Annotated in this window: 12 protein-coding genes; 9 read left to right on the forward strand and 3 right to left on the reverse strand. The window is 43.4% G+C overall.

Features of this window, described 5'->3' with window-relative positions; all coding sequences use genetic code 11:
• Window positions 1-33: 33 nt before the first annotated feature.
• From dnaE to I1A42_RS02220, 6 genes are all read left to right on the forward strand, one after another.
• Window positions 34-3,513: a DNA polymerase III subunit alpha gene (gene dnaE, locus I1A42_RS02195; RefSeq protein ID WP_161152969.1), complete on the forward strand. Its 3,480-nt coding sequence runs from the start codon at window positions 34-36 to the stop codon at window positions 3,511-3,513.
• 45 nt (window positions 3,514-3,558) lie between these two features.
• Window positions 3,559-4,518 carry an acetyl-CoA carboxylase carboxyl transferase subunit alpha gene (accA, locus tag I1A42_RS02200; protein WP_161152968.1) on the forward strand — a complete coding sequence of 320 codons (960 nt, stop codon included), beginning with the start codon at window positions 3,559-3,561 and terminating at the stop codon, window positions 4,516-4,518.
• Between the two features lie 130 nt (window positions 4,519-4,648).
• Window positions 4,649-5,977 (forward strand): tRNA lysidine(34) synthetase TilS, encoded by a 1,329-nt coding sequence (tilS, locus tag I1A42_RS02205; RefSeq protein ID WP_161152967.1) that lies wholly within the window; start codon window positions 4,649-4,651, stop codon window positions 5,975-5,977.
• Window positions 5,978-5,997: 20 nt separating this feature from the next.
• Window positions 5,998-6,309: a c-type cytochrome gene (locus tag I1A42_RS02210; protein WP_196122541.1), complete on the forward strand. Its 312-nt coding sequence runs from the start codon at window positions 5,998-6,000 to the stop codon at window positions 6,307-6,309.
• Between the two features lie 131 nt (window positions 6,310-6,440).
• The gene (gene glnB, locus I1A42_RS02215) at window positions 6,441-6,779 is read left to right on the forward strand and encodes a nitrogen regulatory protein P-II (protein WP_161152965.1); all 339 of its coding nucleotides are present in this window, start codon (window positions 6,441-6,443) and stop codon (window positions 6,777-6,779) included.
• A 110-nt stretch (window positions 6,780-6,889) separates the two neighbouring features.
• Window positions 6,890-7,735 (forward strand): endonuclease/exonuclease/phosphatase family protein, encoded by an 846-nt coding sequence (locus I1A42_RS02220; protein ID WP_161152964.1) that lies wholly within the window; start codon window positions 6,890-6,892, stop codon window positions 7,733-7,735.
• A gap of 54 nt (window positions 7,736-7,789) precedes the next feature.
• Here I1A42_RS02220 and I1A42_RS02225 read toward each other — a convergent pair whose 3' ends face one another.
• Both I1A42_RS02225 and gloB read right to left on the reverse strand, forming a co-directional pair.
• Window positions 7,790-9,364, reverse strand: coding sequence for a LysM peptidoglycan-binding domain-containing protein (locus I1A42_RS02225; RefSeq protein WP_161152963.1), 1,575 nt, complete (start codon window positions 9,362-9,364; stop codon window positions 7,790-7,792).
• A 73-nt stretch (window positions 9,365-9,437) separates the two neighbouring features.
• A complete protein-coding gene (gloB, locus tag I1A42_RS02230) occupies window positions 9,438-10,196 on the reverse strand; it encodes a hydroxyacylglutathione hydrolase (RefSeq protein WP_161152962.1) in 759 nt (252 codons plus the stop codon).
• A gap of 37 nt (window positions 10,197-10,233) precedes the next feature.
• Here gloB and I1A42_RS02235 point away from each other — a divergent pair, with 37 nt between their 5' ends.
• The gene (locus tag I1A42_RS02235) at window positions 10,234-11,007 is read left to right on the forward strand and encodes a class I SAM-dependent methyltransferase (RefSeq protein WP_161152961.1); all 774 of its coding nucleotides are present in this window, start codon (window positions 10,234-10,236) and stop codon (window positions 11,005-11,007) included.
• A 39-nt stretch (window positions 11,008-11,046) separates the two neighbouring features.
• On the opposite strand, the gene rnhA is transcribed toward I1A42_RS02235, so the two are convergent.
• Complete coding sequence (rnhA, locus tag I1A42_RS02240; protein ID WP_161152960.1) at window positions 11,047-11,511, reverse strand: ribonuclease HI; 465 nt, start codon at window positions 11,509-11,511, stop codon at window positions 11,047-11,049.
• 56 nt (window positions 11,512-11,567) lie between these two features.
• On the opposite strand from rnhA, the gene dnaQ reads away from it, so the two are divergent.
• Both dnaQ and I1A42_RS02250 read left to right on the forward strand, forming a co-directional pair.
• On the forward strand, window positions 11,568-12,302 hold the full coding sequence (gene dnaQ / locus I1A42_RS02245; protein WP_196122543.1) for a DNA polymerase III subunit epsilon: 735 nt from the start codon (window positions 11,568-11,570) through the stop codon (window positions 12,300-12,302).
• A gap of 2 nt (window positions 12,303-12,304) precedes the next feature.
• Window positions 12,305-13,555 carry a TIGR03503 family protein gene (locus I1A42_RS02250; protein ID WP_196122545.1) on the forward strand — a complete coding sequence of 417 codons (1,251 nt, stop codon included), beginning with the start codon at window positions 12,305-12,307 and terminating at the stop codon, window positions 13,553-13,555.
• Window positions 13,556-13,602 lie beyond the last annotated feature (47 nt).

Raw genomic sequence — 13,602 nt, forward strand, 5'->3', positions numbered from 1 at the left:
AACAAAGAATATTTAAAGCCAGGATTGAATTGAATGTCTGACCCAAAGTTTATCCACTTACGCATTCATAGTGACTACTCAATGGTTGATGGGATCGGTAAGGTTCCACCATTAGTGAAAAAAGTGGCCGAAATGGGCATGCCGGCAATGGCACTCACTGATTTTACTAACCTATGCGGCTTGGTGAAATTTTACGGTAATGCTAACAAGAGCGGTGTTAAACCGATTGTTGGTGCCGACTTTCTAATGCAATCAGAAGAGTTTGGTGATGAGCTCACTAAGCTGACGATTCTGGCGAAAGATAATACGGGTTACAAAAACCTGACCTTGTTAATCTCAGAGGCTTATTTACGCGGTCATGTTCAGCATCAACCCGTCATTGACAAAGAATGGCTTATTGAACGTGCGGAAGGGTTGATTATCATTTCCGGTGGTAAATGGGGCGAGATTGGCCGAGCTTTGCTCAAAGGTAATATGGCGACAGTGCGCCAATGCGTCGATTTTTATCAAACCCATTTTAAAGATAACTTCTATCTAGAGCTGACTCGTACCGGCCGTTTAGATGAAGAAACGTATCTGCATTTTGCTTTAGATTTAGCAGAACAAGAAAGTCTTCCTGTTGTTGCAACCAATGATGTGGTGTTCTTAACTGAGGATCTATTTGATGCTCATGAAATTCGAGTCGCGATCCATGATGGTTATACTCTCGATGATCCACGTCGCCCCAAAAATTACAGTCCACAACAATATCTTCGTAGTGAAGATGAGATGTGTGAGCTATTTGCTGACATTCCAGAAGCTTTAGTTAATACGGTAGAAATTGCCAAGCGTTGTAACGTCACTGTTCGCTTAGGCGAATATTTTCTACCTAACTTCCCGACAGAAGGGATGGAGATTGAAGACTATCTGATTAAAAAGTCTCACCATGGTCTAGAAGAGCGCCTTGAATTTTTATATCCCGATGAGCAAGAGCGGTTAGAAAAACGCCCCGAATATGATGCTCGACTTGAACGCGAGCTTGGGGTAATTAACCAGATGGGATTTCCTGGTTACTTTTTGATCGTAATGGAGTTCATCCAATGGTCGAAAGATAACGATATCCCTGTTGGGCCAGGCCGTGGTTCTGGTGCCGGTTCATTGGTGGCATATTCGCTTAAAATCACGGACCTCGATCCACTTAAATACGATTTGCTGTTCGAACGTTTCTTGAACCCTGAACGTGTCTCTATGCCCGATTTCGATGTCGATTTCTGTATGGATAAACGTGATAAGGTGATCGATCACGTTGCAGATATGTATGGACGTGATGCGGTATCTCAGATCATTACGTTTGGTACCATGGCTGCGAAAGCGGTGGTTCGTGATGTTGGTCGGGTGTTGGGCCATCCATTTGGTTTCTGTGATCGTATTTCTAAGCTAATTCCACCTGATCCAGGTATGACCTTGGAAAAGGCATTCGCCGCGGAACCCGCTTTAGGTGAGCTTTATAACAATGACGAAGAAGTCAAAGAGCTGATCGATATGTGTCGCATCCTTGAAGGGTGTACACGTAATGCCGGTAAACACGCTGGTGGGGTGGTGATTTCACCGACCACCATTACCGATTTTGCACCGTTATATTGTGATGCAGAAGGTAATCATCCAGTTACTCAGTTTGATAAAAATGATGTGGAATACGCGGGCCTAGTTAAGTTTGACTTCTTAGGCTTGAGAACGCTAACAATCATTGACTGGGCATTGGGGATGATTAACCCACGTCAAGAAAAGAAAGGGTTGCCTCCTGTTCGTATTGAAGCGATTGATCTTGAAGACCCTGCGTCATTTACCATTTTGAAAAACTCTGAAACGACGGCTGTATTCCAGTTGGAATCTCGCGGTATGAAAGAGTTGATTAAACGACTTCAGCCAGACTGTTTTGAAGATATCATCGCATTGGTGGCGTTGTTCCGTCCTGGGCCATTGCAATCAGGTATGGTAGATAACTTTATCGACCGTAAACACGGTCAAGAAGAAATTTCCTACCCCGATGAAAAGTGGCAACATGAGTCGTTAAAAGAAATACTTGAACCTACATATGGCATTATCTTGTATCAAGAACAGGTAATGCAGATAGCACAGGTTCTCGCTGGCTATACGCTTGGCGGTGCAGACATGTTGCGCCGTGCAATGGGTAAGAAAAAGCCAGAAGAAATGGCGAAACAGCGCGCAGTTTTCCAATCAGGTGCCGAAAATAACGGTATTGATGGTGAGCTAGCGATGAAAATCTTCGACTTGGTGGAAAAATTTGCTGGTTATGGATTTAACAAATCGCACTCTGCTGCTTATGCTTTAGTTTCGTATCAAACTCTTTGGCTTAAAACTCACCATCCAGCAGAATTTATGGCGGCGGTAATGACGGCCGACATGGATAATACTGAGAAAGTGGTTGGCTTGGTTGATGAATGCAACCGCATGGGATTAGCGGTATTACCACCAGACATCAATAAAGGCTTATATCGCTTTAATGTCGACGATGATGGTGCGATCGTGTATGGTATCGGCGCAATTAAAGGGGTTGGTGAAGGTCCTATCGACGCGATTTGCCAAGCGCGCGAAGAAGGCGGTTATTTCAAAGACCTATTTGATTTTTGTGCACGAATTGATTTAAAACGCGTGAATAAACGCGTGATTGAAAAACTTATTTACGCAGGTGCTTTAGATCGTTTAGGTCCACACAGAGCTGCTATGATGGCATCTTTGGATGATGCGGTGAAATCGGCTAACCAATACCATCAAGCGGAAGCTTTTGGGCAGGCTGACATGTTTGGTGTGTTGACCGATGCTCCCGAAGAGGTTGAACAAAAGTATACTCAAGTTCCACCTTGGCCTGAAAAGGTCTGGTTAGAAGGGGAGCGGGAAACACTCGGACTATACTTAACCGGCCACCCGATTAATGCGTATTTAAAAGAGTTAAATAACTATACCAGTTGCCGGTTGAATGAGGCTGCACCAACTCGACGTGATCAGTCTTTAACAGTGGCAGGGTTAGTGATTAACGCCCGTGTGATGACAACTAAGCGAGGATCGCGAATTGGTTTGCTTACACTGGATGACCGTTCTGGGCGAATGGAAGTGATGCTGTTTTCAGATGCTTTAGATCGCTATGCAGAATTGTTAGAAAAAGATAAAATTTTGGTCGTTTCCGGACAGGTCAGCTTTGATGACTTCAACGGTGGTCTTAAAATGTCGGCGCGCGAAGTTATGGATTTGGGCAGCGCGCGAGAGAAATACGCCCGTGGTTTATCTCTGTCGATTGAACAATCGCAGATAGATGAACAATTTTTTGAGCGCTTTAGTCAGATCATAGAGCCTCACCGAGCAGGAACCGTACCTGTCAATGTGTATTACCAACGCGCCGATGCACGAGCCCGGCTAGCCCTTGGTACAGAGTGGCGTGTAACGCCCAATGATGCATTGTTAGACGAATTAAAACAGCTACTTGGTAACCACCGAGTAGAACTCGAATTTAACTAAAAATTCGGTGGCCATTTTGCCACTGAGTAGAAAAAGGATCGTTAGATGAGCCTCAATTTTCTAGATTTTGAAAAACCTATTGTAGAACTGGAAGCCAAAATTCAGGCGCTTCGTGATGTTTCTCTTCACGGCGGTGATTCTTCTGTGGATCTTGAAAAAGAGATTGAACAGCTAGAAAAGAAAAGCTTAGAGCTTAAAAAGAAAACGTTCAGTGATTTAGGTGCATGGCAAGTTGCTCAACTTGCTCGTCACCCACAACGTCCATACACTCTAGATTACATCAAACACATGTTTACCGAGTTTGATGAACTAGCAGGTGATCGCGCATTTGCTGATGATAAAGCGATTATTGGTGGTATGGCTCGTATTGATGGCCGTCCAGTGATTGTGATTGGTCACCAGAAAGGTCGCGAAACACGTGAAAAAGTGAAGCGTAACTTTGGTATGCCTAAACCTGAAGGTTACCGTAAAGCAAAACGTTTAATGGAAATGGCTGAGCGTTTCAATATGCCAATCATCACTTTCATTGATACCGCGGGTGCTTATCCAGGTGTTGGTGCAGAAGAGCGTGGTCAATCTGAAGCAATCGCAACGAACCTTAAAGTAATGTCTGGTTTAAAAGTACCTGTTATTTGTAACGTTGTTGGTGAAGGCGGTTCTGGTGGTGCACTTGCAATTGGTGTTGGCGATTACGTTAACATGCTGCAGTACTCTACTTATTCAGTTATCTCTCCTGAAGGTTGTGCTTCAATCTTATGGCGTGATTCAGATAAAGCCCCACAAGCTGCAGAAGCAATGGGTCTAATCGCTCCTCGCCTTAAAGAGCTTGAGTTGATTGATGAGATCATTGAAGAGCCATTAGGTGGCGCTCATCGCGATCACGAGTTAACTGCCGCGAACATGAAAGCAACGTTGATTCGTCAACTTGCTGAGCTAGACAAATTGGAACAAGACGACCTTCTAGATCGTCGATACCAACGTCTAATGAGCTACGGTTACTGCTAAGTTTATCTTGTCATACACCGCAGTATGACTCGAACAAAAATGTCAAAGGGTTGGACTAAGTCCAGCCCTTTTTGTTTTTCAGTCAACGCGGTACACTTGCTCATATATTTGATTTCATTACTGACACTTAATGACCGAACTCTACTCTTATTTTGCAGAACAACTGGGTAATATTGCGCCAAATAAAGCGGTCGTTGCTTTTAGTGGCGGAGTAGACTCTCATGTTCTTTTAACTCTGCTTGCTCAGTATCGTGATACACATAAGATCGATTGTTTAGCCGTACATGTTCATCATGGACTCAGTGCTCATGCCGATGATTGGGCAGAGCAGTGTGTGTGCTGGGGTAAAAAGGTTGGTATTCCGGTTGTTGTTGAAAAGGTGAGTTTAGATTTTTCGTCCGGACAGAGCTTAGAGCGTGTGGCTAGAGAGGCTCGATATGCCGCGTTATCTAAGCATGTATCTCATGGTGACTGTTTATTGCTTGGCCAGCATGCCGATGATCAAATTGAAACGTTTTTGCTCGCGTTAAAACGCGGCAGTGGCCCTAAAGGGCTTTCTTCCATGGGAGCCCTAGGGCCTTTTGCTCAGGGGCAGTTGTTACGTCCTTTATTAGGTGTGACTCGCAGTGAAATTGAAGCATTTGCTCATGAGCATCATCTAGAGTGGGTAAGTGATGAAAGTAATCAAGATGAGCGCTTTGACCGGAATTTCTTGCGTCATCAGATTGTACCTTTATTAACGCAGCGCTGGAGTGGCTTTCATCAAGCCGTACTGCGCAGTGCTGAGTTGTGCGCTCAACAAGAGTTATTACTTGAAGAGTTACTGGCCGATAAACTGGATCAGGCGCTCTATTCAGATGGCAGCTTATCGATTGAAAAATTACAAGATTGTACTGAGCAAGTGAGACTTCAATTATGCCGCTATTGGTTAAAACAGCTAAATCAACCAATGCCAAGCCGGCAGCATACTGAAATGATATGGTATGAAGTGGCGTTAGCTAGCCTAGATGCCAACCCCATATTAACCTTAGGTCAGTATGATATTCGTCGTTTTCAGCAGCGTTTGTATTGCGTTGCACATCAAAGAGATATTTCGCAGTGGTCTGATCGGCTAACGTTAGAGCAGCCAGTCGTATTACCCGACTCTTTAGGTAGCTTACAACTGATTCGCACAGGAAAGGGGCAAATAGCATTGCCGAAAGAGTGCAAGTCAGTGGATATTATTTTTGACCCGACTGGTTTGTCTGCTTGTCCATATGGCCGAGTTGGAAGTCGCAAATTAAAAAAATTATATCAAGAATATGGTGTGCCAAGCTGGTTACGTCGAAGGTTACCTATTCTACTTTATCAACAACAAGTTATCGCCATAGCAGGATTATTTGTTAGCCGTGATTTTTATGGTCAGGAGTGTGAGCTCATCTGGGATAAATCTGCACATAACGTGGCAAACTTTACATAAAATAAAAAAAAGGTGAAGCAATGAGAGTATTCACGCTAAGTTTAGCAATTATGAGCACGGTATTTGCAGGTTACGCAATGGCTGGTGATATTGCAGCGGGACAGAAAAAAGCGGCTGGCTGTTTAGGTTGCCATGGTGCGAATGGTGTCGCTGTTATTCCGGGATATCCAAGTTTAAAAGGTCAAAACGAGCAGTATCTTGTGTCTTCGATGCAAGCTTACAAGAATAAACAGCGTAAAGGCGGCCTAGCAAATATGATGCAGGCGCAAATGTCGATTTTGAGTAATGATGATATTGAAAACCTAGCTGCGTATTTTGCGAGTTTAAAATAACACTTAGGTGTTCAATATCAGCCAATTGAATAAAGTTATCTAGTGCCTGACCTTGGTTCAGGCTTTTTCGTTGATTGTTTGCCTAGGCTAGATAATAATGCCGGCAAGTGTATGAAGTTTAAGGGACGAACATGAAAAAAATTGAAGCGATTATCAAGCCGTTTAAACTTGATGACGTTCGCGAAGCATTAGCGGATGTTGGTATTACGGGTATGACAGTATCAGAAGTGAAAGGTTTTGGTCGTCAAAAAGGTCATACTGAGTTATACCGTGGCGCTGAATATATGGTGGATTTTCTACCTAAAGTAAAATTGGAAATCGTCGTGGGTGACGATGTGGTTGATCAGTGTGTTGACACCATTATCGAAGTTGCTCAGACTGGTAAAATTGGTGATGGCAAAATCTTCATCACAGAAGTGGAACGTATCGTACGTATCCGTACTGGTGAAGAAGATGAGGAAGCTATCTAAACTCCTTTAGCGGTATGAGCTTATCCCCCTTATTAGGGGAATATGGATAACGGGCTCAGCGACGCAATTAGCAGGAAGGCTTGCCTTCCTGCTAATGAAGTGTAGGTATTATGAGAAAACGTTATTTATTCTTTTCTAGTTTGCTGCTAATAGGCTCTGGTGTTAGCAGTTTTCTGACCATTTTTTCTATTCCTAAACACCCTCAATTACTTACCATCAACGATGAAGGTGAGGAGCAGCCACTCGTCTGTTATCAAGGTCATCCAGAACAGGCGGTCGATAGGGCTGGTCAACTCAATGTCTTAGTCTGGAATATTTACAAGCAGAATCGCGACAATTGGGCGCAAGCGTTAACTCAATACAGCCAACAGGCGGATTTATTGTTTCTACAAGAAGCGAGTATGACCGAGCCTTTAAAAAATTGGATTTCTGCTAATAATTGGGATGGTGCCCAAGCCAATGCATTTAGGGTTCTTGGTGAATCGACTGGGGTGCTTAACCTTTCGAAAGTGATGCCCAAGCTCGCCTGCGCTTACACTGAGGTAGAACCTTGGTTACGTTTACCTAAATCTGGTATCTATGCTGAATACCCATTAAGTAATGGAGAAACATTAGCGAGTGTCAACTTGCATGCGGTTAATTTTACGTATGGCACGGCCGAGTACGAGGCGCAAATTGAACGTCTATTAGAGCGATTAGGACACCATCGAGGACCTATTATTCTTGCTGGTGATTTTAATAGTTGGAGTTCAAGACGCATGCATATCTTGACGCAGGCTTTTCATAAGATTGGTCTTGAGGAAGTGTCGTTTTCTCCCGATAACCGCGTGACCTTTTTTAATGGTTTAGCTCTGGATCATGTGTTTTATCGAGGATTAGATTTAGTTAACGCTGAAGCGCCGAAAAGTGATGCATCCGATCATAACCCATTACAGGTGGCGTTCCGATTACGCTAATCGTTTAAACTCTATATAAGAAAAGAGCCCAACAGGGCTCTTTTCTTTTAGGTATTAAACACTCACTTTGGTGACATCAACGTAGAGTTTCAATTTTTGACCCGGCTGCAGGTATTTCTCATTCGCCAAATCATTCCATTGAATGATGTCGTTGGTTTTGACTTTAAATCGTTGTGCGATGGTGCTGAGTGAATCACCGCTGCGTACATGGTAGAACACTGTACGGATGATTGCGCCATCTGAGCTGGTTTTCCAAATGACCAGTTTTTGCCCTAAACGTAATGTGTCGAGCGGGCTCATCCCATTCCACTTGGCGAGTGAACGGTATGACACATTATTTTGGCGGGCAATTGTCCATAAGCTCTCACCGCTTTGTACTACATGATCTATCTTATATTGACCACGAGCGAGAGATTGTAATCTCTTCAATCGGTTACTGGCTGTTAACGCATAGGCTTTCGGATCTTTTACCGATGTCGGAATCATCAAATACTGTCCGACGCGAATCACGTTACTTGATAGGCTGTTCGCCGTTTCGATCACCTTAGTCGTCGTTTTGTGTTTTGCTGCGATCACACTTAACGTATCACCCGATTGAACTTTGTAACGAATCAACTTCATACCATCGCCTTGGTTTTCGGCAAGGTTTTTGTCAAAGGTCGTGACTTTTCCAACAGGGATAAGTAATTGATGAGGTCCATTTGGCGCTGTTGCCCATTGATTATAAGCGGGGTTATAGCTTTGGAGCTCCTTAACGCTCATACCCGCATATTTTGCAGCAATAGCGAGATCGAGCTGCTCATCGGGATCAACGAGCTGTAATACTGGTTCGTTTGGAATCTCTGGTAAGTCGATACCGTATTTTTTCTGGTGTGCCACGATATCAGCCAAAGCGAGTAACTTAGGTACATATCCCGTGGTTTCTTTTGGTAGATCCAAGGAGAAAAAATCGGTGGGCTTATTTAATCGCTCATTTTTGCGAATTGCTCGAGAGATTGTACCACCGCCACTATTATAGGCAGCGATTGCTTGATACCAGTCACCGTCGAAGCGTTTGCCCAACACAGATAGATAATCTAGAGCGGCATCTGTCGCAGCATCTACGTCACGACGACCGTCATACCAAAAGTTTTGCTCAAGACCATACATTTTGCCAGTACTCGGTACAAACTGCCACAGGCCAGCTGCGCTGCCATGTGAGTAAGCAAATGCATCAAATGCACTTTCAACAATAGGAAGTAGTGCGAGCTCTAATGGTAAGCCTCGGTCTTCGATTTTTTGAGTAATCAAATACAAGAATGGCTTCGCACGCTGAGCAACGATTTCTAGGTGTTTGGGATGTTTTAGATACCAAGTACGGTAATAAGCAACAGAACGGTTATTAGGAATACCTATCTTTAATTGCATACCAATACGTTTCCAAAGGTCGCTTTGCTCTTGTGGCGTGGCAACCTTAGGTTTATGAATAGCAGCTGTATCATGCTCTGCTTGTACAGCAGAAGACTCTGTTACGCTATCAGACTGAGATGAAGAGTCTCCATTAGTCTCAGGTGTTGTTTGGTTCTCTGGCTGGGTAATTTGACAACCGGCAAGCAGCAGAGCCAATACCCAACTGAAATGTACTCGCATGTAAGACAGCCTTTTTTCTAATTTGGCTGCTGATAATACTTGTCGTACAGACTTTATTACAAGTAAGAAAACGTTAAAATTCGTTTTTCCACTCACGTAGTGCTGTAAATATCGACAAAGGCTCAGCATTTAATGTGCGGTTAGCCACTGATTTTACAATGGTTGCCGCCTCAGTGCGTAAAAATGGATTAATGTTTTTTTCAGTTTTTATTGTTGTTGGCAATGTTATTTTATCTTGTGCTCTTAGGCGAATAACATCATCGCGATAATGTTTAAGTTCTTGATTATCCGGTTCAACTGCCATTGCAAATGCAATGTTGCTGGTGGTGTATTCATGAGCGCAATACACCTCGGTATTGTCAGGCAGTGTCAGTAGCTTGTTAAGAGAATTGAACATCTGCTCCATCGTACCTTCAAAAACTCTGCCACACCCTGCAGAAAATAGCACATCGCCACAAAATAGCTTGTCATCACCAACATACCCTATATGACCAAGAGTGTGTCCTGGTAGTTCCAGTACGGTAAAACGAACGTCAAATAATTCGATTTGATCGCCATCTTGCACAGGATGGGTTAGGGTAGGGATTGGTTCCTGTTTTGGCCCAACAACATTAATGTCTGGGTAATGGTGAACAATGTCAGGAACGCCACCAATATGATCATGATGGTGGTGCGTAATCAGGATCGCTTCTGGAGTGAGTTGATGTTCTTTCAAGTAGGCTAATACCGGTTTGGCGTCTCCGGGATCGACGATAGCACAACGCTGATCGCTATTTTGAATCAGCCAGATGTAATTATCGTTAAATGCAGGTATGCTTTTGATATGTAACATGAGTTATCTCCAGTCGCCTAGGTGAAGCGAGTTAGCAATGAAACCAGCACGCAGTAAACGTAATATTGAGCATCCCCACTCTTGGTCACAGTTAAAAAATGGCCAATGGGTCAGTGAAACTATCCAAATGCGCCTTGATGAATGGTGTCCGAAACTGTTTGGCTATCACTTGCTCAAATTAGGTGGTTTGAGTTGTGAGCTTGCCAGTAGTAACTGCAATATTCAACACCAAGTTCATATGGATATTGAAAACTCGCTGCATACGGTGATTGCCGATAGTTATGAGTTGCCTTTTCTCGAAAAAAGCATTGATGCTGTTATTTTATCTCATCAACTCGACTACTGTAATGACCCACATCGCTTGTTGCGCGAGGTTGACCGAGTTTTGATCGATGATGGTTGCGTGATTATAACTGGCTTTAATCCTGTAAGTTGGATTGGAATGAGCCGGTTATTACCATGGAGAAAAAATAATTTGCCATGGAGCGGACGCATGTTTACCCCAAATCGAATCAAAGATTGGCTGGGTTTGCTCAATTATCAAGTGCTCACCTGTGACCAATACGCTGTGTTTCCCATTTATAAATATCGTGCGATGTGGACTTGGTTAGAGAGTTCCATGGGGCACTGGGCGTCATCATTTGGTTGTTTGTACTTTATTGTTGCGAAAAAGCGCACTTACCCATTGCAACCGATTAAACCTCATTGGCGTTTTAAACGTCGGTTTTATCCTGTGGGGTTAAATTATCGAGTTGAGGATTCTGGAAAGTACCACTCAACATCGTGTGATACGTCATCAGAAAGTCATTAAAGTAAACCCCAAATAGATAGCTATTTGGGGAGTAGGACATTAATTGGGTTGGTAACCGTGGTCTTCTTCTGTTGGATTTTCTGCAGCGGTTCGAGCCAGTTCATCACACATTTCGTTTTCTCGATGCCCTGCATGTCCTTTAACCCAGTGCCAATCGATTTTATGGCGCTCGGTTTCTTGGTCTAATGCTTTCCATAAATCCGCGTTTTTGACGGGTTTTTTATCCGCAGTTTTCCAATTGCGTTTTTTCCAATTATGGATCCACTGAGTTATGCCCTGACGAACATATTGGCTATCCGTGGTTAAAATTACATGGCAGGGCTCTTTTAAAGATTGCAACGCAACAATCGCTGCCAGCATTTCCATACGATTATTGGTTGTAAGCTTGTACCCTTTGGATAATGTTTTTTCCACTTGTTTATAGCGCATGACGATTCCGTAACCACCAGGTCCGGGATTACCTAAACAAGAACCATCAGTGAAAATTTCCACCTGTTTCTTCATGATTTGATACTATTGGTTAACGCACACAATTGGCATAGTCTGACATATATATTGTAATGAATACTAGCAGCAATTCAGAATACAACCGCATTGTGGTTCTCGATACTGAAACCACAGGTATGAACCGCGAAGGTGGACCTCACTACGAAGGGCATCGGATTATTGAAATCGGTGCGGTAGAGATCATTAATCGTAAACTGACCGGAAAACATTTTCACGTCTATTTAAAACCCGATCGCACAATTCAAGAAGAAGCGATCGAAATCCATGGTATTACTGATGAATTCTTAGTGGATAAACCCCTCTATAAAGAGGTGCATGAAGAATTTCTCGAATTTATTCGTGGAGCAGAGTTAGTTGCCCATAACGCGCCCTTCGATGTGGGCTTTATGGATTATGAGTTTGCTAAACTCAGTGGAGCCGCGGTTAAAACGGATGACCTATGTAAAGTTACCGATACCTTGGCAATGGCGAAGAAAATCTTCCCAGGGAAACGGAACAACTTGGACGTACTGTGTGAACGTTATGGTATAGATAACTCACATCGTACTCTTCACGGGGCGTTGCTCGATGCGGAAATCTTGGCCGATGTCTTCTTAATGATGACAGGTGGCCAGACATCAATGCAATTTAATGCTGGCGCTAATGACGGGGGAGAAATGGGAGCAAACCCAATAAAAAGAGTCGCTTCTGATCGAAAACCACTAAAGGTTTTGTATGCCTCGGCCGATGAAGTTCAAGCACACGAAGAAAGAATGAAGTTAGTGGATAATAGCCTCTGGGGTCAGTAAATATGTGGAAGGGGATAACAGGATTTTTGACGTTGGTGATCAGCTTCAATATTTGGGCTGCTGGACCTTCAGTCATTCATCTGTTAGATAACCGGTTTAGAGTTGATCCTAGTATCGACCAGATTACGTTCGTTATCTATCGCGAGAAATCGTCGCGACCTGTTGTCCTTGTTCGCCCTGACGGGCATAAATATTACGCATGGAAAGCGCCAGATAATGTACGTTGGTATCAAGAGCCTTCAATGGATATTATCTCGATAGAAAAGCCGATGCCAGGGCCATGGCAAGCGGTAGGTAAAGTCACACCAGAAAATCATATTAAGCTTATCTCTAACTTAAAGTTGTCCTCAGATTCATTTCCTGAGCGTGTTTACCAAGGTGAAGAAATTAAATTTACTGCTCGTTTAACTTCGGATGATAAGCCGCTGCAATTAAGAGATTTCTTAGATCGCGTAAAATTGAAAGTAACATTTACCAAATTTATCGAGAATGAAGCCGCATTGGCGAAAGAAGCTCGTCCTATTCCTGATGTTATTGGTGAGTTTGAAGATGATGGGCGAGGTTTGGATGAAAAAGCGGGGGATGGGGTATTTACGGTTGGATTGAAAATTCATTCCAAACCCGGTAAGTATCGTGTGCGCATTACGTCAGGTAATGGTGTTTTTCTCCGAGCACAAGAGAGCGAAGTTCTCGTTTATCCAACGCCATACGAAGCGACTTTCATCCAATCGCGACAGGTGAATCAACCGCATCAAATTGTATTAAGTGGTGAACAAGGAATGTTAGAGCCTGGCTCACTTGCTACACAAATTGATCATAAAGATCCCAAAGGGGCAATGAGTCATTTTGATGGTCAATCAGAACCTGATTCTTTAAAAGTATCGGTCAATATTCCCAATTCTGGTGAATATGGCCAGTATACGTGGTCTGGTACTCTGTATGCTAACGATTTGGCTTCCAAGCGCCCACTAGTCTTCCCTATTAGCGAACAGAGCTACAGTATCGTCCATGAAGTTGATCTCGAGCAGACCCGATTAATGCAGGAAAAAGAAGCGGCTGAGCGAAAGAAAATTGAGTTGGAAAAAGCACAGTTGCAAGCCCGATCTGATGCACGAAAACGTGGCATTATGATGATCGCTATCGGGAATGTGGTCGTCATCCTTCTCGCATTACTCGTTTGGTTTGTTGTGCGCAAAATCAAAGCGAAAAAAGCATTGCAGCCCGAGCTACAATTAGATATGCCGAAGAAGTAGTGTGCAGTACTCATTCTGTTTTGCTAATACGAGTTTTAGCCTTTCTA

The organism is Vibrio nitrifigilis, from assembly GCF_015686695.1.
GTDB classification, from domain to species: domain Bacteria; phylum Pseudomonadota; class Gammaproteobacteria; order Enterobacterales; family Vibrionaceae; genus Vibrio; species Vibrio nitrifigilis.

What these genes read in the sequence shown, in the direction of transcription:
- I1A42_RS02220 (WP_161152964.1), top strand. Translation starts at nt 6,890, where the DNA reads ATGAGAAAACGTTATTTATTCTTTTCTAGTTTGCTGCTAATAGGCTCT.
- dnaQ (WP_196122543.1), top strand. Translation starts at nt 11,568, where the DNA reads ATGAATACTAGCAGCAATTCAGAATACAACCGCATTGTGGTTCTCGAT.
- I1A42_RS02225 (WP_161152963.1), bottom strand. Translation starts at nt 9,364, where the DNA reads ATGCGAGTACATTTCAGTTGGGTATTGGCTCTGCTGCTTGCCGGTTGT.
- accA (WP_161152968.1), top strand. Translation starts at nt 3,559, where the DNA reads ATGAGCCTCAATTTTCTAGATTTTGAAAAACCTATTGTAGAACTGGAA.
- glnB (WP_161152965.1), top strand. Translation starts at nt 6,441, where the DNA reads ATGAAAAAAATTGAAGCGATTATCAAGCCGTTTAAACTTGATGACGTT.
- gloB (WP_161152962.1), bottom strand. Translation starts at nt 10,196, where the DNA reads ATGTTACATATCAAAAGCATACCTGCATTTAACGATAATTACATCTGG.
- I1A42_RS02210 (WP_196122541.1), top strand. Translation starts at nt 5,998, where the DNA reads ATGAGAGTATTCACGCTAAGTTTAGCAATTATGAGCACGGTATTTGCA.
- dnaE (WP_161152969.1), top strand. Translation starts at nt 34, where the DNA reads ATGTCTGACCCAAAGTTTATCCACTTACGCATTCATAGTGACTACTCA.
- I1A42_RS02250 (WP_196122545.1), top strand. Translation starts at nt 12,305, where the DNA reads ATGTGGAAGGGGATAACAGGATTTTTGACGTTGGTGATCAGCTTCAAT.
- I1A42_RS02235 (WP_161152961.1), top strand. Translation starts at nt 10,234, where the DNA reads ATGAAACCAGCACGCAGTAAACGTAATATTGAGCATCCCCACTCTTGG.
- rnhA (WP_161152960.1), bottom strand. Translation starts at nt 11,511, where the DNA reads ATGAAGAAACAGGTGGAAATTTTCACTGATGGTTCTTGTTTAGGTAAT.
- tilS (WP_161152967.1), top strand. Translation starts at nt 4,649, where the DNA reads ATGACCGAACTCTACTCTTATTTTGCAGAACAACTGGGTAATATTGCG.